A 21,902-nucleotide genomic window follows, 5' to 3' on the forward strand; every position below is an offset into this window, starting at 1 on the left:
TCCCTCAATCTTCCGGTGGCGCCTCTTCAAGAGGACCATCTTCTTCAGAAGAAAGATGCTGTGTGGCCTCTTCCTGTTCTCTCTCGTGTTGTAACTCATCCAGAATACGAAGCGTATCCATGGTATCTTTGACGGCAGTGTCCTGGACAAACTTGATCACCGGTGTGTAGCGGGTCTGAATGCGATCTGCAATTTTGGACTGGATGAACCCGCGGGCCGACTCCAGTCCATGCATACAGAGTGCTTTTGTCCGCTCATCTCCCATGATCGAAATATAGACCTTGGCTGACTGCACATCAGGTGCAACTTCAACGTGTAATACTGTCACATTGCTGATCCGAGGATCGCGCAGCTGAAACAGGACCGTTGTACTTACCGTTTCTTTTATCGCCTGAGCGATTTTTGCTAGTCGACGTGATGTCATTCAGTTCTCGCCTGCATTCCCTGTCTGATCGCAGCTGCTTATGAGCTTGAATCCAGAGTTCGTTTGACTTCGTTAATCCGGAATGCTTCCAGCAGGTCTCCCTCTTTAATGTCATTGAAACCGGACAAGAGAATACCGCACTCCATGCCTTCCCGAACCTCCTTGACATCATCTTTCTCACGTTTCAGCGACGCAATCGGATACTGATTCAGAATTTTCTGATCCCGGATCAAATGCACCCGGTCATTGCGGTTGATGGTTCCATTCAGAATCCGGCAACCGGCAATCTTTCCAAAGCGGCTGATCGAGAATGTCTGCAGTACGAGTGCCCGCCCTGTCTGTTCCTGCACCAGTTCAGGTCGCAGCAGGCCTTCCAGTGCAGCCCGGATATCATCCACAACTTCATAGATGATGCTGTAGCGACGGATCTCGACATCTTCCTGGGTTGCCAGGCTCATCGCCCGGTCTTCAGCAACCACATGGAAGGCGATGATGATCGCATTGGAAGCGGTTGCGAGATAGACATCACTCTCGTTCACTCCGCCAATACCTTCGTGCAGGATTTTAACCCGGACTTCCGGATGCTCAAACTTGTTGATTTCGCTGCGAATCGCTTCCAGTGAACCAGGCGTATCCGCTTTGATAATCAGTGGCAGATCCTGGATCGCACCTTCACGGGCAGACCCCAGAATGTCATCCAGCGTTCGAGGTCCACCGCTATGACGCGACAGAACATCGGTTCGTCCTTCGTGTCGACGCTCTTCTGCCAGTTCGCGGGCCTGTTCGATATCGCCCACAACCACAAAGTGGTCACCGGCACCAGGCACTGAATCCAGACCTGTCACCTTAATTGGGGTGGATGGTGGAGCCTCTTCGATCTGCTGATCCTGATCATCATACATCGCACGGATATAACCATAGGATTTACCGCAGATCACTGCATCGCCGATCCGCAGGGTTCCCTTCTGTACGATCAACCAGGCGACCGAACCACGACCTTCGTCGCGGAAGCCTTCCAGACAGACCCCGACGGCCGGTCGATTGGGATTGGCTTTGAGTTCATGCAGTTCAGCGGTCAACAACAGGGTTTCGAGCAGGTTATCGAGTCCGGTCCCCTTGAGTGCGGAAACACGCACGACTTCTGTTTCACCACCCCACTCAGCGGGCAGCACATTCTGTGCTGTCAGATCCTGCAGCACTTTCTGCTCGTTGATGTCCGGCAGGTCGACTTTATTCATCGCGACGACCATCGGAACTCCCGAGGCTTTCACATGGCTGATACTTTCCGCAGTCTGAGGCATCACACCATCGTCTGCTGCAACAACCAGGACAACCATATCAGTCACATTAGCCCCACGGGATCGCATTTCACTGAATGCCGCGTGACCGGGAGTATCAACAAACGTCAGCTTATGGCCATTATATTCAACCTGGTAAGCGGCGATGTGCTGGGTAATCCCACCGGCTTCGCCTTCCACAACCTTGGAATTACGCAAGGTATCAACCAGAGTTGTCTTACCATGGTCCACGTGGCCCAGTACGGTAATGATCGGAGGACGTGTGACGAGATCTTCGGGAGCGTCTTCCTGCTCCACGATCTCTTCCACCAGTTCCAGTGCACCTTTCTGCTTCTTGAATGTCAGATCCACGCCCAGTTCCATGGCAACGGCCAGAGCAGTGTCCTCTTCGATGATCTGGTTGATGGTGACCATCTCACCGAATTCTTTGAACATGATCGACATGATTGTTTTTGCAGGACGTCCCATCGCTTCCGAGAGACTCCGCACTGTCATTGGCAGTTCCACTTCAGCCTCTGTCTTGTGAACGATGTTGGAAGAATCATGCTTACGCTTGGACCGGCGAGGCCGACGACCGACGACGTCCTGCTGTTCGCCGCCTTCGGTATTGAAACCTCTGCGTCCCTCTTTTCGCTGCTCGCGACGCTGTTTACGCGCCTCAACCAGGCTTAAACTTCCCCGGCGCTGTTTGGAATCATCATCCTGCAAATCACGATCTTTGTCGCGTTTCTTCTGTTCTGAATGCTGTGCCAGATGTGCTGCCAGCGGGCTTTTCTGCTCAAGGATATCTGCTGTCAAACGCACCTCAGGCTTCTGCGCCTTCTCTTCTTTTTTCTTCTGCTTGGGAATCACGGGCTGTTTGTACGCCGGTGGAGCAGCAACGGAAGGTAATGCAGTATTCTTCTTCGATTTGGACTGGGGTTTGGAAGACCGCGGCGAACCAATCGGTTTCATCTCACGGATACTGGAGGTCGGCGCGCCCCCTGCCGGAACATAATCTTCACGGCTCATTCCCTGATCGGTTTCAGGTTTAGTTTCATCTTTGGATTTCGGAGCTTCTTCCACCTGCTCTTCGGTAGCTGCAGGCTCTGAAACCTCTTGAGAGGGAGCATCTGTTTCCGCAACAGCCTGCTCAGCAACTGCTGCTTCAGTCTCTTCCTCCGGCTGCTCAACATCAGCGGAAGACGCTTCCTGTTCTACTTCCGGCTTTTCTTCTTCGGTGCGTGCTTTCTGAGGGGACCGGGATGGCTGAGGACGCGAGGTCATCGCCTTGATCGTCCGCATCTTCTGTGGCTCCCTCTGGGGGGCCATCGCAGCCTGTTCGGTCTGATCACTGACCCCTTCAGCAGGCTGATCCTGCTTCTGGAGGTAATCGATCACGATATCGCGCTCCTCGGGCGTGATGCTGGCCAAAGCGGAGTTTTTGAGCTTCACCCCCGCCTTGTTACATTCATCGATCAGCACCTTGCTGTCCATTCCCAACTCTTTTGCAAGAGCAAAAATACGAATCTTCAACAGCCCTTCTCCCGTGAACAAATCGGCAACCTGCCTGCAGGCTTTCTCAGCCCCGACACCCTGCCAGTTGAGGCATGCGCCTCTTGACACTTACTCGTAATAAAACGATTTATTCCTGCTTTTCTGTCGATTCTTCTGGTTCGCTTTCCACCTGCAAAGGCTCTTCCGTGGAACTCGACACATCTTCAGAATCGGCCGTTTCTTCTGTCTGAATTTCTGCGACCGCCGGCTCCTCTACCGGTTCCGACTCGGTTGCAGTTTCTTCAGACTCAGCAGTTTCAGTCTCTGCTGCATTCTCTTCAACAACAGGCGCAGTTGCTTCTTCCGACTCCGAGGCAGCTGCCACATCGGACAGTCCCGGAGCAGGTGCAGCCGGTGCCTGTGCTGCCGGCTGATTCTGCTGCGCGTGTTTCATTGCTTCTTCTTCCGCTTCCACCCGCTCGCTTTCACGATCAGCAACCTCGACAATCTGCTCGCACTGTTCGGCGGTCAGACCACCCAACTCGGCCAGCTGATCCGGCTCAATCACTGACAGATCGTAGTAACTGAAGAAGCCCTGAGAGACCAGGCTTTCAGCCAGCTCTTCAGAGACTCCCGGAATCGAGGAAAAGGCTTCCACGGTTTTATCAAGCTGCTCGTCCAGTTCGGTCTGAGTCATTACTTCAATGTCCCAGCCAACCAGTTTCGATGCCAGACGCACGTTTTGCCCCTTGCGGCCAATAGCCAGAGGCAACTGATCATCTCGCACCAGCACGATCACCCGGCCCAGCATCGGACAGAGGATCACATCTTCGACTTCTGCAGGTTGCAGTGAATTAGGCACCAGTACCTGCAGCGAATCGTTCCAGCGGACGATATCAATGCGTTCGCCCGCCAGTTCGTCAACAATATTTTTAATCCGGGCACCACGCATCCCCACGCAGGCACCAACACAGTCGATGCTGCTGTCGATACAGGAGACGGCAACCTTCGAGCGATAACCCGCTTCGCGTGCCAGCGACCGAACATCAATAATCCGATCGGCCACTTCCGGAATTTCCAGTTCAAACAGACGACGCACCATGTCAGGATGAGTTCGCGAAAGAATCACTTTCACCCGGCTGCCCGCCTTACGGACATCCAGAACAATCGCCCGCACACGGTCATTTACACGGAATGATTCCCCGGGAATCTGCTCGCCACGCGGCAGGATACCTTCGATTTTCCCCAGGTTAATCAGTACCGCGCCACCTTCCACGCGGGACACTGTCCCGGAAACGGACTGGTACTGCATTTCCATGTATTCATCAAACACCGTATCGCGTTCTGCTTCACGGATTTTCTGAATCATCACCTGCTTAGCCGTCTGGGCTGCCACACGTCCCAGGATTTCTCCCAGAATGTCCTGCGCCAGCTGTTCCTGATTACAATAGACGGTTGGCTCCCCTGATTCACGATCGATGTCGACCGTCAATTCCTGATCATCCCCAAAGTGTCGGCGGGCTGCTGACAGGATCGCCTGCTCAATCCCGCTGAACACGATCTCTTTATCGATGCTCTTATCGCGTTGAATCGCATCAACAATTCGGAGAACTTCCTTACCGTCCATAATGTGTTTCCTTCATTCGACAGTTGATAATTCAACTGACTCGAAAACTACTCAAACAAGACCGCTGTCGGTCATATTTCTATCTGTTATCAACCGAGCCCTGAGGACTCAACTGCCTTATGGCCAAGCCATTAACAAAAAAAAGCGGGAACATGCCCACTTTATGACTACCAGTACCACCGCAAAAACGGTAGTCAGGCATAGCCGCGATTGGCATTTTTCAATGCAGCAAACGCGACAATCGGATTGGTGAGCAAATGCTCGAGTTCCAACCAGCCTACATATGAGAGGACTCCATTCGAGTTTACGAATGCCGATTCATCACAAAGAAACAAACAGCCAAACTGGCATGTCACCCCTTGCAAACACAATGCCTACTGAACATCAGTATGCAAAACCATTGCGCATAGAGCACCATGGTTAATGCTCTACTCTGAGAAATTAATCTTCGCGCGTTCAGATGTCAAGCACCGCAGGCAACTATTTCACAACGACTTAACTTCAGCGCCTCCGCCTGCCAGAAAGTCAGCGAATCAGTGTTCAATCGGCCAGACCAGACAGACACAATTTCCGAATCCCGGATCAGGGACGCCGAGGCTACATTTTTCCGAAATCCCGGGGATGGCTGGAAATTGATCTCCATCAAAACGCCAAACTATCATAGTATCATAGGAGAACTCCCGGATTCGTCGACCCTTTTTCTGCGGATCCGGGTTTGTAGTATCTGAATATCAAGCCTGAAATTCAATAAGGACAACTCACCTATGGCTCGCTTACTGCCTGCACTGATCCTCTGCCTGGGGCTTCCCCTCGCCGCGGCAGCCCAACCAACCGCCACCACCAACGACCCATTCGCTCAACTGAAAATGCAGGCCGACCAGGCCCAGCAGCAGGGAGACTACAACAAGTCCGTCCAGCTCGCCTCACAGGTGCTGCAGCAGAAGCCCGACGACCATGTTGCCTACTATCTGCGTGCCAGTGCCCGAGTGGAATCAGGTCGGGAACAGGGAAATACCCAGACGATCCGCGAAGGCGTCAGTGATGCCCGAGAAGCCATTCGCTACAGCCAGAACCAGAATATCAATTACTACCTGCCCTACCTGTACGGCATGATGAACCTGGCAGTTATGGAGAATAAGAAAAGCCATGCCGAGACAGCACTGAATGTAGCCAACCAGGTCCTGGCTCGCCCCAACCTGAGCACCGAGGAACGCGCCAACTTCCACTATCAGCGGGGCATGATTTATCTCCCCCTGAACAAGCCCCGCGAAGCGGCACAGGACTTCTCAGAAACCATCAAACTCTCGCCAAACCATTTCGCCGCTCTACTTGCGCTGCCAGACGCTTACGCCCTGGCAGGCGAAAACGACCAGGCACTGGCCAGCTTCAATCAGGTCATCGAAAAACAACCCAATTCCCCCGTGGTCTACAACAACCGGGCAATGTTCTACCAGCAGCAGGGAAAGCTCCAGGAGGCAATCAATGACTTCTCCCGGGCAATTCAGCTCGACCCCAACTATCACCACGCCATTACCAACCGCGGCTTCGCCTACCTGGAAGGGGGCAAACCCGACACTGCAGAAGCAGACCTGAGCAAGTCCCTCTCGATCGCCCCTGAACAGCCTTTTGTACTGGGAATGCGTGGGGAAGCCCGCCTGCTGCAAGGGAAAATCGCCGAAGCCATCCAGGACCAGACCCGCGCCGTGCAACTCGACCCACAGAACCCTGCCCTGCACTCCGACCTGGGCTTCTCTTACTTCTTCAACCAGAATTACAATGAAGCCCTGACCCAGTTCAACCAGGCCACCCAACTGGCCCAGGACCAGATGAAGGTCCTCAACCCCTGGGTCTACCTGGCCATGGTTCGCAACAACCAGAAAGCAGAAGCGGACGCAAAATTCCAGACCGTCCTCGCCGAGAAACCTGAAGCGCGCGACTCGGTCGACATGCTCACCGCATTCCTGATGGGCGGCGTGACCGAAGCAGACCTGCTCAAATCTATTGACCAGAAGGACCCGCAACGCGCCAAAGCACAAACCTGTGAAGCACACTACTTCATCGGACAGAAAGCCCTGCTGGCCGGCGACACAGCAACCGCCACCCAGAACTTCCAGCAGTCACTGAATACCGGCATGCGTAACCTGTCCGCCTACCGCGGTGCTCAGTACGCACTCAAGAAATTCTGATTCTCCTGAGTCGACAATTAAAAAAAGCCCCGCCAGGATCATCCTGGTGGGGCTTTTTCAATGATTGATTCAAGTTCAGACACCACAGACAACCGAGGCACTGGCCTGGCCAAAAGTCGTAGTGCTGATCTTCAGGAACAGTTTGTTATCGGTCGGCTGTGGTTCATTTCGAACGACATTCAACGGACAATCTGCATCCTGGGTTTCATAGTTCAATGTCGCCGGAATTACCCCTTGCTTCAGCCCCACCAGTGAACCACTGGCTTCCACGATTCCACAGGCAGAACCGGAATTTCCGAAGTAACTCTTTAAGGCAGTCACCGGAATTTCTGCCGCCTTGTCACCAAAGATGTCACAGATCGCCTGGTACTCTTCGACATCCAGCTTGGAATCACCCAGGCCGTGGGCATTGATATGACCAATATCCCCCGCTTCGACACCAGCTCGCTTAAATGCGAGTTTAATGGCATTGGCAATCGAAGTCCGGGTATCGGGAATACCATCCCGACCAACAACACAGGAAGCACCAGTCCCGAGCAGTTCGCCCCAGACCTTGGCCCCACGCTTCTCAGCATGAGACTTCTCTTCCAGCAACAGGGAGCAGGCTGCTTCACCCACGACCTGACCATTGCGTGCCTTATCAAAAGGACGAGAACGCTTAGAGAAATCTGCCGGAGAGTCAGCCAGTTCATCCCACAGCTTCGCGTGGATCGATTTGACTTCATGTATCCGGGTTCCAGTCACTCCAGCGACCATGACATCTGCCCAGTCACGCTCGATGATCCGCTGAGCTTCACCCAGCACCAGATTCCCAGACGCTTCAGCCTGTGTGATCGAGTTACTGGGCCCACGGGCATCCATCACGATTCCAATGTGACAGGCCGGCATGTTCGGCAGATATTTCAACAGCCAGAGCGGCTCCATCTTGGGAAGCCCGTCTGACCCCCATCTCTCGTACTGGAACTCAGTGCCTTCGGTGCTGGCCATGCAGGCCGAGTAAAGCACTTCAGGAGGGCTGAGCATCAGGTTCGCACCAAACTCAATCCCGAAACGTTCACTGTCGACGGCTTCCAGGTCAATCCCTGAATCATCCATCGCCAGATTGGCAGAAGCAACTCCCAGCTGGATTTCGCGGCACATTACTTTGAGGCTTCTGCGCTGCTGCTTAAGATACTCTTTTTTGATTGTACTGTCATTGAAATCGGCGACTTCAGCCACGCAGCAGTCTGGAGCTGCCAGAAACTCATACAGCTCTGATTTTTTAATGCCCGAAGTCCCCGACATCAGGCTGGCCTGAAACGCTTCTGTTCCAATTCCGATCGGGCTGAGAATCCCCATCCCGGTAATCAGAATACGACGTCGTGATTCTGTATTCATTTGAATCTCTTTTGAAAGTCCCGCTAATCGAATATGCCGGCTGCTTGTGAATAATGTAACTTCATCGTAGAGGATAATCCGGTCCAGACAAGACTTTTGCCTGCCTCAGCACTAAAAACCCTCATCCCAGGATAGATACTGCTGATTTTCAGGACGCCGAGACCAACTGATGAGCGACTGCTTTGGATTTGAACCCAGCTCAACCACAAAGGCAGACATTCATACACTATTCTGACCCAGTAATGTACCGGCAACAGGAGATAGTCAAGACAATCAAGGCGCGATTTTCAAGCCTGACGCGACTGCCAGATCAATAATTATCCGGGAAATCTCCTCGGGAGCAGCAGGATGCCCATCGAGCACCAGGGAGATATACACACGAGCACACACCCGGCAGCAGAACAAGCCCCGTAATTATGGGGCTTTCTGCATAATCAGACAGGCGTTGTGCCCACCAAAGCCGAAGCTGTTCTTCATGACCCGCTCGAGTTTCATTTCGCGCGGCTCATTGGGAACATAATCGAGATTGCACTGCTCGTCTGGATTGTCCAAGTTGATCGTAGGTGGTGCGACCTGCTCCATCAGCGCCTTGACACCCACCACGAACTCGACACCACCAGAAGCCCCCAGCAGGTGCCCCAGATGCCCCTTGGTACTGGAAACGGGCATCGATTTGACGTGTGAACCAAACACGGTGTTGATGGCCACGGTTTCTGCAACATCACCCAGCGGGGTACTTGTACCATGCGTATTGATGTAATCAATGTCTTCCGGGTTGAGCCCTGCGTCCTTGATTGCATGCAGCATGGCACGGGCTGCACCACGACCTTCCGGATCGGGAGCCGTCATGTGCGTGCCATCAGCAGACATACCATAACCGACCACCTCAGCCAGAATCGGGACACCCCGTTTCTTAGCGTGTTCATACTCTTCCAGAACGACGATGCCGGCACCTTCCGCCATCACGAACCCGTCGCGATCACGATCGAAAGGACGACTGGCTGCCTGGGGATCATCATTCCGCGTGGACAGAGCGTTCATCCGGGCAAAGCCGGAAAGCCCCATCGGGGTAACTGCCGCCTCGCTGCCGCCAGTCACCATGATATCAGCCACATCATTTTGAATCAGCTTATAAGCATCGCCGATCGCATTCGTCGCCGAAGCACAAGCAGTCGCCACAGCACTGTTGGGACCTTTCAGTTCATATGCAACTGAAATATTCCCGCTGGCAGCGTTGACCATCAGCTTGGGGATCATGAAAGGCGACACTCGCGCCGGGCCCTGGTTATAGAGCTTATCGTGCTGGTTTTCAATTTCATTCAAACCGCCGATACCACTGCCAATCAGGACGCCTCTGCGATAAGGATCTCCCTCAAATCCTTCCAGCTGTGCCTGGCGGTAGGCAATATGTGCCCCAACCAGACCAAACTGGACGAAGCGATCGACTCGCTTCAGATCTTTTGAAGAAAGATTCGTATAATCGGCTGCGTTGAAATCCTTGATTTCGCCGCCAAAACGGACTTTGTAGTCGGAGCAGTCAAAACGTTCGAGGGGACCGATACCGCTTTTACCAGCGCACAACTTGTCCCAAAACTCTGAGACATCTAAACCCAGAGCCGTTACGACAGAAACTCCGGTAACGACGACTCTCCTGCGCATCCGAGAACACTTCCTACAATGAAAAGACAGGACCCTGTAGATTCAAAACGCTTGTGGTTTTTGTCTGATTAACGCGTGTTTAATCAGCTGGCTTTTTCAGTGATATAGCCAACCACATCACCAACGGTTTTGATTTTGTCATAATCATCGTCAGGAATGGTGACATCGAATTCATCTTCGAATTCCATTACCAGTTCGACAATGTCGAGCGAATCAGCCTTCAGGTCGTCGATAAATTTGCTGTCCAGAGTGATGTCTTCTTTAGGATGGCCTAACTGCTCGCTTACGATACCAACCACTTTTTCTTCAATTGACACGCTTCTTCTCCTTCACCGTCTTAGTGATAGTTTTTACTTTTTCTATGGCTGGAAACATCTTTACCATATCAACTTGTATGGATTCACCAACAGTTGTAGCGATGATATATCCAGTTTCCCGATTTATGTAAACCTTAAAATGCGACAAGAATTATGAGTCTTGTCTACTCCACCAGAGTTCTCTCATAATCAGCCTCGACCAACTTTACCAGCCCGAGAACTGCTGATTTTGTCTTCTGATAGAATTTCCCTGTCGGAGCCTCGTAAGTTGTTGTAGCACAGATCGATAGAATAGATCAAGCTCTGAATTTTTCAGACAGATGAACCGGAACTCACTACTGCCCTTTTGCATGCATTTTCGCATATGAGGCACTTTTGCCCCGGATTTCCTATGAATCGTTAACCGTCTCACAGGAAATCTTGCGATTAATACGCTTCATCAGACCTTTGAGAACTTTCCCGGGACCGATTTCGTAGAACTCATCGAATCCCGCATCCAGCATGGCGCGGATCGAATCCTCCCAGAGCACAGGACTGAGAACCTGACGAATCAGTAATTCGCGAATCTCGTCCGGATCTTCATGAGTTTTAGCGTCCACGTTGGAAATCACGGGAATTTCCGGCTTTTTCAGCCCGACCCCTGCCAGTGCTTCGGACAGCTTACTGTCAGCCGGCTTCATGATTTCTGTATGAAACGCACCAGCCACCGCCAGGGGAATCGCACGCCCACCTTCCTGTTCAGCCAGTTCCGCCGCTCGCTCGCAGGCACTGTTTTCGCCTGACAAGACAATATTACCCGGACACAGATAATTGGCGATCCAGATCCTTCCAGCAGAAGACGCCGCCTCACAAATTTCTGCCACCTTATCCCGGTCCAGCAACAGAATGCTGACCATACCGGAAGGGTTGGCATCCGCAGCAGCCTGCATGGCTTCACCGCGACGCTGAACGACCCGCAGGCCATCCTCAAAGCTCATTGCACCGGCAAATACCAGAGCCGTATATTCCCCCAGGCTCAACCCGGCTGTCATTTCGCACGCCAGAACCTTATCGGGAGAATCCGCCCGCAGCATTTCCAGAGCCGCCAGACTGGTCACAAACAGAGCAGGCTGACTGATGACCGTCGAGTCCAGCTCCTCGCTTGGCCCTTCGAAACAGAGTTTTGCCAGATCATACTGAAGAATATCCGCAGCGCGATCAAACAGTTCTTTCGCCGCCGGATATTTCTCGACGATGGTCTTACCCATACCTACATGTTGAGCCCCCTGTCCGGGAAACAAAAAGGCGATTCTGCTCACGGGTCGATCCCTCTAAATTGAACTTGCGCTGATCTAGTAAAGACGCCGCTATATTAAGCTACCGGCTTTTGAGCCAGATGTTCGGCGATCTGGGAATTGATGCCACGATCCTTGAACATGATACTTCCTTTCAAGGCATTCGTGATAGAGTGGGCGTCGCTGGAACCATGACAGATAATGCAGATCCCGTCAATTCCCAGCAGCGGAGCTCCGCCAGTCTCATGGTAGCGGAATCGCTTGGCCATCTCCTGAAACGCCTGCAATGCCTGACCTTTCTCCTTATCGAGGCTCCCCAGAATCTGCTGCGATGCTTCCTTCATCAGGAACTCGGCCATACCTTCGCTGACCTTGAGCACAACATTTCCGACGAAACCTTCACAGATCAGAACATCGGCCTCGCCCTGGTACAAGCCTCGTCCTTCGACGTTACCCACGAAGCTCTCTTTAAGCGGGCTGTCGTTCAGCAGACGATAGGTATCACGATAAAGATCGTTCCCCTTGACGTCTTCACTGCCGATATTGATCAGACCAACTTTGGGCGATGCGACGCCCAGCACTTCGCGGGCATAGATCTCGCCCATGACTGCATACTGATACAGGTGCGCCGGACGGGCAGAAGGGTTTGCCCCAACGTCCATCAGAACAGCGTGACCAGCCACAGTTGGCAGCGTGACGGCAATCCCGGGACGCTTGACTTCTTTGAGAAAGAGCCGCGTCTTCAAACCGGATGCGACTACCGCACCGGTATTGCCTGCACTGACAACCGCATCCACTTCGTGCGCCGCCATCAGTTTCCAGCAGACCGAGATAGAGCTGTCAGGCTTTTGCCGCATGGCTTCGGTGGGTTTTTCTTCCATCCCCACCACCTGACTGGCATGCACGATCGACAGACGATCTCCGCTGTAACCGGAAGCCTCAATCTGTGATTCAAGAAGATCCTGCGGACCCACCAGCACCACTTCCAGAGCGGGTTCCGCCTGCAATGCGTCGATCGCTCCCTTTATGTTCGGTTCAGGGGCAAAATCTCCCCCCATTGCATCCAGTGCAATCCGCATGGGTGCTTAGTCCTCAGTATCAACGATGGTTCGCCCCTGATAGAAACCACAGTGAGGGCAAATGGCATGAGAAGGGGACGCGGTACCACATTGGGGACAATAGGTGGGCTTGCTAGCCTTTACACCATTGTGACTGCGTCTCTTACGAGAGTTGGATTTTGACATCCGTCTTTTTGGAACTGCCATGAATCAGACCGCCTTAAAACACCTGACTTAACTTAAACTGTATTAGTAAAACAACTTACTGCATATTGACAGCATTAATATCATTCAGTGAGCGCACCGGGATCACTCCCACCCACCTTTCTGACAGGAATCGCACATACTACGCAATTTTTAAAACAACTGTCAAGCTACAGGGCACACATCAGACGATATCAAAAATGATATTTTTTGTTTGTGACACCTGACAAGACATCAGTATACATCAACATCAGCCATAAGATCAGGAAGATCGAGAATTGACATGACGGATCATCGTATCAATCGCCACTTTTTCCAGTCCCTGCTCGTCGCCATCACCGTCCTGGCAACCAGCCTCGCCTCAACTGAACACCTGTTAGCAGCCCCAGGGCCTATGACACCTCAGGAACTACAGGCTTTCGGCAAGGAAATTCAGCAGACCGCCTATTCGCAAGACGCTGCCAAATTCCGCGCCCTGTTTGACTGGACCACCTTCATCAATCGCGTTTTGGGGGACTACGAACAGAATCCAGCCGTGAAAGAGGCCATCCAGCCGGTCCGCAAGCAGCTGGAAACCGCCTACTCTGAAAATAACCAGGGGATTGATTCCGAGATTCTGGCCGAAGTCGGTAGCGGAGCAGATTACCGCTTCCTCGCGATGCGCAAGGAAGACAACCAGTTCAAAGTCATTTTCCGCTTCCTGCGTCCAGACTGGACATTAAACTACCAGGCCCTGATCATCGAAAAGCAGGCCTCCGGCGAGCTGAAAATTGTGGACATCGACAGCCTGTCAACAGGTGAACTGATTTCCCAGTCACTGCAGCGACTTTACCTGCCCGAAATCTATAAAGCACATCTGGACGTCAAGGATAAAATCAGCGATCAGGAAAAGAGCCGGATCATTAACCAGAAAAAGCGGTATGACTTCCTGACAGCAGCAACTGATAAAACAGATCCATTCCAGACATACACACAACTCCCGAACGAGTACAAAAACGAGAAAATCGTCCTGCTCTTCCTGGCTCAGAACACGATCGAAACCGAGAACGACAAAAAATACCAGTCTGTACTGGGCGCCTATCGGAAATATCACCCACAGGACCCGGCTGCAGAACTGCTCAGCATCGATTATTTCTCAATGACCAAACAATATAAACAGGCCCTCGAAAGCATCGATCGCCTGACGGCTGCCATCAAAACCACCGATCCCTACCTCTATTCAGTACGGGCCGGTGTGCTGATTGAAATGGGAGATCACAACCTCGCAGGAAAATACGCCAGTAAAGCGTCTGAGCTCGAACCGGACCTGCTGCAGCCTTACCTGCACCTGATCAATCTTTCGGTCATGCAGGGACAGTTCGATGCGAGTATCAAATACCTTGATGTTCTCAACAACAAATTCGGTTTTGCCTACGAAGACCTCGACCTGAGTGAACTGGACAACTTTGACAAGTTTACTGCTTCCCCTCAGTTCAAACAGTGGCAGTCGGTCAAGAAAGTTGCCGCTCAGCCTAAAGAGGGTTCGGTTAACTAATCTCAACCTGAGACGATCACAATTCAATCACCAGCAGCGGAAAACCATTCCCCTGCTGGTGATTTCGTTTATACATGTGGGGCACCACCGTTGATCAGAAATTAGAATTCACCAACCACCTGGCCATCATCTCGAACCGCCAGCCTTTGAAACGTGGAATTGATGTTCTGCAGATAATTGGCCGTGGACACCGATCCTTTCTTGTAATCGATGTTCTCACTGAGGAAATGCACCGATCCATCGCAGAAAACAAAATGCGCCCCACCAACATGATTACTGCTGAATCCTCGCACATCATGCTCGGCTCCCGCCAACGCATTGATTCCGTTATACGTCAGCCCCAGCACCGCCATTCCATTTCCCTTGCGGGCATAACTGCTGCTCTGAGTATTATTCGAGCCGGAAAAGCCAATCACATTGGCGCCGCCCACCTTATTTGTACTCTTATAAATGTAAGCACGCTCGCCAACCAGGATTGTGTTGCTGCTACCATCGATGATATCCCGAAAACGAACCCGTGAATTCGCGTATCCAATTCCATGCGCCGCGCCATAGGAAACGGAATATACGGGAGGCGTCGTACTGTCCCAGGCGTTGGCCACCATCACATAATCGGAACGGGCAATCTGATAGGGTGTCGTTCCATCTGTGACCGTAAAATTATAATTATTCGTACCGGAAACGTAGTCGTTAAGACTCGGCCCCGGATCTGAGGGACAGAGAAAAATAGCCAATGGTTGCTGTAATGCCTGTCGAGTACTGGCATTCGCCAGATTCTGATCCAGCGTCACACCACCAATATTGAGCAGATTGTACAAGGGAGCCTGATCGATAAAAGGCAGTATAAACGCCCCCCAGCCGTAAACACCCAGTTCTCCCTGATTGCAGCCAGACCAGACCGAAGCAGAACTGCAGTGCGTTTTAGTAACATATCCCGGAGGAAAAGTGTTGTGCACATCGTGATAGTTCTGCATCGCCAGTCCGATCTGCTTCATACTGTTTTTGCAGGTCGAACGTCGTGCCGCCTCGCGTGCCTGCTGAACCGCAGGCAGCAACAGCGCGATCAGGATTGCTATAATGGCAATCACCACCAGCAGTTCAATCAATGTGAATCCACGTTTTCTCAAGCTTCCAGACTGACTCATGACGACGCTCCTCTTTATCTCAAAACACTGAAACGAAGCATACCACTCATTGAGAACGCAGCAGTCTCTTCGCGAACATTACTTTGATTTCATTTCGATATCGAACACGTTGTCTCCCGGTTGCACATCTAGTTTTAATTCACTCTTTGACCCGTATTTCGCCGGGATCTTAGGGCCGCTGGCATCGATACCCCACTCCAGTCGAACCACAGTGGGCCCCACTTTGACACCGGCTTCATCAATCAGATATTGGGCTGAGTAACTTCCATCCTCTTTCGTAGTAGCCCGGGAAGTGCGCCCCGTTTCCGGTTCGAACAGTAGATCTACACCAGAGAGCGGCTGACCATCCAGCGTGACCTTTCCATGCACCTGCCCCAGTTCGGGCATATCGGCACCGTGGCTGCTGCAACCAGCTGAAATGGTAATCAGTAACACAAACACCAGAAGAAACGACAGACGCATAACACAAGTCCTTTCCAGCGCGCAGGCGCGTACCCGGACGGAAAACAATGTATGCTGACATTGAACATGGAAATGGGGGAAATGATTTGGAATCCATGCAGGTGCAGAGCGCAGCCTGAATATTAAGATCTCATTAAGAAAATACCTTAACAATTTGAACTGTAAAGATGACTATTGATAAAATTGAGAATTTGTTCAGATATTCATTTCACCTTATATCACAGCTCAACAGCAGCGCCTTCAGCCAGACAGACTGTTGTGTTTTACTCCTCGCAACACTAAAAGAGTGAGTAGGTTTTCATAACTTCTTCAACCCAGCCCGCCTCAAGGTCAATACCTGCGATCGACATGAATCCCCCACCAATGCCGCCCGTAAAACGAACAATTCGTTTCCAGCTTCTGCTGGTCGTGAACATGGTTCTGGGGATTTTTGTGGTCGTTTTTCTGCTCTTCTCCTACCAGCGCGATCTCGCAGCCCGCCTGAATGACAAACGCATCGCTCTCGAAGAAGAAGCTGCCACCATCCTCCCCACCATTCTGGAAATGCAGCAGGAAGAACAAACCGAAATTCAGAAATATATCAATACCATCCATCGCCAGATGCAGGAGATCCATGCTCCGGAACATCACATCTTAATTATATTTGAAAAACCGGAACGCCCTGCCATCTCCGACGCAGGTCAATCAGAGGAACTGATCACAGCCATCCGCCTGGCAGCCCGTTCTCCTGGCAAACTAACCCACTTCCATAATTCCGAGATTGTGGTCGGAACATTCAATGAGGGAGGCATCACGGTCTCCGTCTCTGAAACCGTAGACAATCTGTACGGCGATGTCTTATCGGAAGTGCTGAACCGTCTCACCGGCTTCATCGTGCTCGCCTTCATCACAGGGATCATGATCAACCTGGCCCTGACCTACATTGTCACCCGTCCCCTCGATCAGTTAATGCAAACCGTCCAACTGATTGGACAGGGAGAACTCGGAACGCAGTCGGAAACCTTCCACAGTATGGAGCTCAATTATCTGACGCATGAAATCAATGCGATGAGCACCTCGCTCGCTGCAGTCGAGAAAGTGCGCCAACGTCAGATGAATAAAGCCCGGATGATTCAGGAGAATCTGCATCCCCAAAAAATCAATGTACCAGGCCTGGATGTTGCAACTATCTACCACCCCGCTGACGAAGTTGGTGGTGACTATTATGATGTTCTGCACCTCGAAGATGGTGCCTGGCTGTTCTGTGTCGCAGATATTACCGGTCATGGAATCTCAGCCGCCATGAGCGCCGCTGTACTGAAGACCCTGCTCATTCAGGCCTGTGAACATTCCAGTTGCCCGGCAGAAATCATGGAATTCATAAACCGTCGCTTTACTGTCATCAGTCCCGTGGGCGAATTCGTTTCCATGCAGTTGATTTCAATCCATCCTGAGACTCATGCCATTGAATACGCCAGTGCAGGGCATGAACCGGCCTGCATACTCAGCTCAACAGGAGACATTTCCGAGTCCGAAACAACCGGGCTGCTGGTCGGGATTGAGCAGGAGACTTCCTGGAATACAATCTGTCTCCAACTGAATCAGGGAGACCGCCTGCTGATGCTCACAGACGGCGTCTCCGAAACCCACAGCCCCACAGGGGAAATGTTTGGTCGCAAACGTTTGACCGCCTTGCTGCAGAAATGCCAGCACCAGTCAGTCAGCGAAACTGCCGAGCAGATCCGCTCAACGCTTTCCCGGTTTCGGGCAGGTGGCGCTCAACAGGATGACATCACGCTTCTGCTTGTGGAGATGAGAGCCCCCTGTTCCGGTTCCACCACACCTGCTCCTGAAGCGGATCACCTATGACAATTTCACACTTCAAGGCAATTCTGATCCGACAGTCAAACCACCATTTCTGGTACCAGTTTTTTCCGGATATTATTAACGCAGGGGACCTCTCAGGAGAATTCTGCTATCGTGCTGATCAGGAACAAGTTGAGATCACCCATCCGGTGGAACACCCTCAGGCACAGATCACTCTGGCCGGACTGACCAGCAAGCTGAAACGGGAAATAAAAAAGACTGGAACCGCCCCAGAAGTCATCACCCTCACCTCCTGACACCCGTCGAATAAATCGCCACCCAGGTCGACCATACCGACACATCACCTGCAGCTCGCCCTTTCAAAGCTGCGAAATATACCAGAATCAACGACAAGTTGGTTTGGCACAACTGTTGCGACAGTGAAATCCCTCAAGCTGCCTGATGACCATTTAAATGAGGGGGAACAGATTTCGTGGCCCGATTGTCCACCAGAAAACCACGTTTCGGCTTTACGCTGATCGAACTGCTAGTTGTCATCGCCATCATCGCGATTCTGATCGCACTTTTACTTCCAGCCGTACAACAGGCTCGTGAAGCTGCGCGACGCATGAGTTGTAAGAATAATCTTAAACAGATTGCCCTCGCGGCGCACAACTACGAATCCGCATTCAGAGTTCTTCCCCCGCGCAGAATTCTTTCATCAGGAAACCGCCGCGGATGGGGTCCCTCAATTCTCCCCTATCTCGATCAGGCAAATCTGCAGGGACGATATGATTTCAACAAGAATTTTTACGACCCCGAAAACGCAGATAATATTAAAGTCCCCCTCAAAGTTTTCATGTGCCCTTCTGCTCCCGGACCGCGACCAATCACCGTTCTCGTCAGTGGTGTTTCATCGGAGGGCATTGCAGGAGACTACTTCGGTCCGAACAGCTTTCGCTCCAATCTGTATGGAGTCTCAAGCCTGAGCGGAAATAACCAGATCACAGCCATGGACGATCTGCCCCGCACTCGCAAGTTCCGGGATATCACAGATGGAACGACGAATACCATGTTGATTACCGAACAGGCGGGCCGTCCCGACTATTACATTCGTGGAATTAAACAACCATCGAACGCTGGTTTGAGTCAGGCAACCAGCTGGGGATCCTGGCCGTCCTATCAGGTGTTTCAGGTCCAGGTGTTCGGCAGCGATGCTGTTACCCGCGATGGCCCCGGAGGCACCTGTTCCATCAACTGTAATAACAGTCAGGGAATCTACAGTTTCCATACTGGTGGCGCTCAAGCTGCTTTCGCGGATGGTTCGGTTCACATGCTCTCAGAATCAATCGATGCCAACATCCTCTTCGCCCTCATCACGATCAATGGCGGGGAAGTCATTGGAGAATTCTGAGACAGGCTTGTACGCATCTTTTAATAAAGAGAGAACATCTATGCGAGAGTGGTTTACCCCTCTGGAAGTCATCATCACGACCCTTTGTGTCGCACTCCTGACTGTCATTCTACTGCCCGGTATGCTCGTCGCCCGGGATTCCGCACGGGAACAATCCTGTCAGGACAGCCTGCGTCAGTTGGGAACGGCTTTCCTCGAGTACGAAAAAGTCCACGGCGGCCTGCCTCCCCGTCGTTCCGGGTTCAATGACGGCAATGCTTACGGCGGCTGGGGTGGTTTCATCCTGCCGCACCTCTTGACAGACAACCAGGCGACCGCCTACGACACGCGATTTGATTTCTTTGATCCCCGCAACAAACAGATTGTCGAAACGCAACTACCGGTCTTCCTCTGCCCCGCCAGTCCCGCAGAGCGATTCGTACAGATTCAGTCACAGGCTTCAACCAAGTCGCTCAACCCGAACAAGGAAACTGTCTATACCTGCAAAGCCGCAGCCGTCGATTTCATCACGTCGAATGGTGTGCAGATGGCCCGAAGTGGCTACGGCATCAACGCGATGGGCAAAAACGGGCGTATCGGCAATCAGCGTCAGCCCATGACCGACAACCAGGATCTTCCCCTTTCAAAAGTAACGGACGGGCTTTCGAACACACTCCTGCTGATCGAACAGGCGGGACGTCCAGCGGCCTGGTACAACCGGGAGAAACAGCCCGGCGATGGACAGTTCGGCATGAGTCCTAACGCACGAGGTGCCTGGGCCGGCTGGGGATCGATTTCCTTTGGTGCAGTCAACCCGGAAACCGGACAACGCCCCCCGAGAGGTGACAGCACCGATTGCAGCGTCAACTGCAACAACTGGCTGGGGATCTACGGTTTTCACAATGAAGGCGGTAACGTTTTATTTTGCGACGGCAGCGTGCGACTCATCGGAAAAAAACTCGATCCGCTCACCTTCGCTTACCTCACCATTCGAGATGACGGGCACCTGATTCAACATGACGACTTTTAAATTCAAGCCACTTTCTCATTCGCCGGGGCTTCCGTCTCCACGCACGCTGTTTTCAGTGCAGAGAATAATAGGGACCAGCCTGTTATTTCTGGTCGCCACGCTCGCTTTTGCTCCCACCGGCTTCGCCACTGAGATCACACCGAGATCAATTTCCCGTCTGATCGACGAACGCCTGGGAACCGATAACCAGACCCAACTCCAGTTCGCCACGGATGCCGAGTTTCTGCGGCGGGTCTCCCTCGATCTGGGTGGGCGAATCCCCACGATTGTTGAGGTCTATGATTTCCTGGAAAACACATCTGAATCACGTCGCAGTGAAGCAATCACGCGGCTGATGAACTCGGGCGTCTATTACCGTAATATGGCGACTTTCTGGCGTCGTTCCTGGGTGCCTCAGGCTGATACCCCTGAATTTGATTCCGTTACCAGCAATTTTGAACGCTGGCTCATGCACCGGTTGCAACAAAAGACGCCCTATGACGAAATCGTCACGGAAATTCTAACCTTAGATCAGGCCGCGATTGTCCCCGAGAGCACCACTCCCGTCGGATTTTACGATGCCAATCTTTCAAAACCGGAAAATCTCGCTGCCAGCTCCACTCGCGCATTCCTGGGTATTAATCTGGACTGTGCACAGTGTCACGACCATCCCTTTTCCCGCTGGACTCGCGAGCAGTTCTGGCAGACGGCTGCATTCTTCGCGCCCCCGGTAATGGGCAAAGGAGATCGGCCACAGCCCCCTGAAGTCCAGATACCAGATACCAAACTCGCTTATAAACCAGCCCTGCTCTCCAAAACGAAAATTAAATGGCCGCAGCAGCTCGACTCCGTTTCCCTGAGACTGGTGCTGGTTGACTGGATGAAAACCAACCAGGAACAGTTGCTGGCGAAAAATGCCGTCAATCGGCTCTGGGCTCACTTCTTTGGTGAAGCCATCATTGAACCGATGGATGACCTCAGTCGCGATGAATTCCAGTCAGGCTCCCATGCTCAACTGTTGAATGAACTCTCTCAGACCTTCATCGACAGTGGCTACGATCTGCAGACGCTGGTGGAAGGTATCGTCAGCTCCAATGCGTATCGGTTGTCATCGTCGCCACAAAGTATCACTGACGCTAAGGGCAGTACGCAGAAACAGAATCCCTCCACGGAAAACGACTCCAAAGCAGACAGCGTCGCATCCTTCCACATCACAAAAGCAACCGTACGTGGTCTCACCGGCGAGCAGATCTACGATAGCCTGCAGACCGCAGCCGGCCTTGCACCGGAAAGGAACGATGTTCGAGGCAGTAACGATCGAAGTCAGCGAGAAGAGTTTTCAGCACAATTCTACATCGAACGTGCCCACAGTGCCGAACGTTCGATTGCACAGTCACTGACCCTCATGAACGGCGGATTCATTAACGAACTGACGGCTCCCGAGGGGAATCGGGTGCTCGCTTCTCTGGTGAGCTCCCCCTTTATGACTCCTGCAGAGCAGATTGACACCGTATTTATTGCCGTGCTGGGACGACATGCACAACCAGCCGAACAGCAGGCTGTGCAACGCAGTTTCAAATCTCATCCAGACACTTCCCACTCACAGCACCTGGGAAACCTGTTCTGGGCTCTGATTAATTCGTCTGAGTTCAACACCAACCATTAAGACAAGCG

The 21,902-nt window shown here is 52.2% G+C and carries 18 protein-coding genes; 7 read left to right on the forward strand and 11 right to left on the reverse strand.

From position 1 onward, the window contains the following. Nucleotides 1–4: 4 nt before the first annotated feature. The 3 genes from rbfA to nusA are packed head-to-tail and all read right to left on the reverse strand — an operon-like array spanning nt 5 to nt 4,825. Complete coding sequence (gene rbfA, locus FYZ48_RS13755) at nt 5–424, reverse strand: 30S ribosome-binding factor RbfA (protein ID WP_145037480.1); 420 nt, start codon at nt 422–424, stop codon at nt 5–7. A gap of 38 nt (nt 425–462) precedes the next feature. Next, nucleotides 463–3,327 carry a translation initiation factor IF-2 gene (infB, locus tag FYZ48_RS13760; RefSeq protein WP_449267342.1) on the reverse strand — a complete coding sequence of 955 codons (2,865 nt, stop codon included), beginning with the start codon at nt 3,325–3,327 and terminating at the stop codon, nt 463–465. Between the two features lie 19 nt (nt 3,328–3,346). After that, nucleotides 3,347–4,825, reverse strand: coding sequence for a transcription termination factor NusA (gene nusA, locus FYZ48_RS13765; protein WP_149341283.1), 1,479 nt, complete (start codon nt 4,823–4,825; stop codon nt 3,347–3,349). A 764-nt stretch (nt 4,826–5,589) separates the two neighbouring features. Here nusA and FYZ48_RS13770 point away from each other — a divergent pair. Continuing rightward, nucleotides 5,590–7,011: a tetratricopeptide repeat protein gene (locus FYZ48_RS13770; RefSeq protein ID WP_149341286.1), complete on the forward strand. Its 1,422-nt coding sequence runs from the start codon at nt 5,590–5,592 to the stop codon at nt 7,009–7,011. A gap of 75 nt (nt 7,012–7,086) precedes the next feature. On the opposite strand, the gene FYZ48_RS13775 is transcribed toward FYZ48_RS13770, so the two are convergent. From FYZ48_RS13775 to rpmF, 6 genes are all read right to left on the reverse strand, one after another. Continuing rightward, nucleotides 7,087–8,388, reverse strand: a complete 1,302-nt coding sequence (locus FYZ48_RS13775; protein ID WP_149341288.1) for a beta-ketoacyl-[acyl-carrier-protein] synthase family protein — start codon at nt 8,386–8,388, stop codon at nt 7,087–7,089. Between the two features lie 414 nt (nt 8,389–8,802). Next, nucleotides 8,803–10,047 (reverse strand): beta-ketoacyl-ACP synthase II, encoded by a 1,245-nt coding sequence (gene fabF / locus FYZ48_RS13780; RefSeq protein WP_145037469.1) that lies wholly within the window; start codon nt 10,045–10,047, stop codon nt 8,803–8,805. A gap of 83 nt (nt 10,048–10,130) precedes the next feature. Next, on the reverse strand, nt 10,131–10,364 hold the full coding sequence (gene acpP / locus FYZ48_RS13785) for an acyl carrier protein (protein ID WP_002649181.1): 234 nt from the start codon (nt 10,362–10,364) through the stop codon (nt 10,131–10,133). A gap of 389 nt (nt 10,365–10,753) precedes the next feature. Continuing rightward, complete coding sequence (gene fabD / locus FYZ48_RS13790) at nt 10,754–11,662, reverse strand: ACP S-malonyltransferase (protein ID WP_149341290.1); 909 nt, start codon at nt 11,660–11,662, stop codon at nt 10,754–10,756. A 53-nt stretch (nt 11,663–11,715) separates the two neighbouring features. Next, complete coding sequence (gene plsX, locus FYZ48_RS13795) at nt 11,716–12,717, reverse strand: phosphate acyltransferase PlsX (RefSeq protein ID WP_145181274.1); 1,002 nt, start codon at nt 12,715–12,717, stop codon at nt 11,716–11,718. 6 nt (nt 12,718–12,723) lie between these two features. Continuing rightward, nucleotides 12,724–12,903, reverse strand: coding sequence for a 50S ribosomal protein L32 (rpmF, locus tag FYZ48_RS13800; RefSeq protein WP_145037464.1), 180 nt, complete (start codon nt 12,901–12,903; stop codon nt 12,724–12,726). A gap of 280 nt (nt 12,904–13,183) precedes the next feature. On the opposite strand from rpmF, the gene FYZ48_RS13805 reads away from it, so the two are divergent. Next, nucleotides 13,184–14,434 carry a hypothetical protein gene (locus tag FYZ48_RS13805; protein WP_149341293.1) on the forward strand — a complete coding sequence of 417 codons (1,251 nt, stop codon included), beginning with the start codon at nt 13,184–13,186 and terminating at the stop codon, nt 14,432–14,434. A gap of 101 nt (nt 14,435–14,535) precedes the next feature. On the opposite strand, the gene FYZ48_RS13810 is transcribed toward FYZ48_RS13805, so the two are convergent. Together FYZ48_RS13810 and FYZ48_RS13815 are read right to left on the reverse strand one after the other, a co-directional pair. Continuing rightward, nucleotides 14,536–15,579: a DUF1559 family PulG-like putative transporter gene (locus FYZ48_RS13810; RefSeq protein ID WP_145037458.1), complete on the reverse strand. Its 1,044-nt coding sequence runs from the start codon at nt 15,577–15,579 to the stop codon at nt 14,536–14,538. A gap of 78 nt (nt 15,580–15,657) precedes the next feature. Next, nucleotides 15,658–16,041 carry a carboxypeptidase-like regulatory domain-containing protein gene (locus FYZ48_RS13815; protein WP_149341295.1) on the reverse strand — a complete coding sequence of 128 codons (384 nt, stop codon included), beginning with the start codon at nt 16,039–16,041 and terminating at the stop codon, nt 15,658–15,660. A gap of 363 nt (nt 16,042–16,404) precedes the next feature. On the opposite strand from FYZ48_RS13815, the gene FYZ48_RS13820 reads away from it, so the two are divergent. The 5 genes from FYZ48_RS13820 to FYZ48_RS13840 all read left to right on the forward strand — a co-directional run bounded on the left by FYZ48_RS13820 (nt 16,405) and on the right by FYZ48_RS13840 (nt 21,894). Continuing rightward, nucleotides 16,405–17,889 (forward strand): PP2C family protein-serine/threonine phosphatase, encoded by a 1,485-nt coding sequence (locus FYZ48_RS13820; protein WP_187782018.1) that lies wholly within the window; start codon nt 16,405–16,407, stop codon nt 17,887–17,889. Then, nucleotides 17,886–18,143: a hypothetical protein gene (locus tag FYZ48_RS13825; RefSeq protein ID WP_149341300.1), complete on the forward strand. Its 258-nt coding sequence runs from the start codon at nt 17,886–17,888 to the stop codon at nt 18,141–18,143. The genes FYZ48_RS13820 and FYZ48_RS13825 overlap by 4 nt, the downstream gene beginning before the upstream one ends. A gap of 176 nt (nt 18,144–18,319) precedes the next feature. Continuing rightward, nucleotides 18,320–19,240, forward strand: a complete 921-nt coding sequence (locus FYZ48_RS13830; protein WP_149341302.1) for a DUF1559 domain-containing protein — start codon at nt 18,320–18,322, stop codon at nt 19,238–19,240. A 40-nt stretch (nt 19,241–19,280) separates the two neighbouring features. Next, nucleotides 19,281–20,249 carry a DUF1559 family PulG-like putative transporter gene (locus FYZ48_RS13835; protein WP_187782019.1) on the forward strand — a complete coding sequence of 323 codons (969 nt, stop codon included), beginning with the start codon at nt 19,281–19,283 and terminating at the stop codon, nt 20,247–20,249. Continuing rightward, nucleotides 20,236–21,894 carry a DUF1549 domain-containing protein gene (locus FYZ48_RS13840; protein ID WP_149341306.1) on the forward strand — a complete coding sequence of 553 codons (1,659 nt, stop codon included), beginning with the start codon at nt 20,236–20,238 and terminating at the stop codon, nt 21,892–21,894. The genes FYZ48_RS13835 and FYZ48_RS13840 overlap by 14 nt, the downstream gene beginning before the upstream one ends. The last annotated feature ends 8 nt before the right edge of the window (nt 21,895–21,902 follow it).

Origin of the sequence: Gimesia chilikensis, from assembly GCF_008329715.1 — a bacterium.
GTDB classification, from domain to species: domain Bacteria; phylum Planctomycetota; class Planctomycetia; order Planctomycetales; family Planctomycetaceae; genus Gimesia; species Gimesia chilikensis.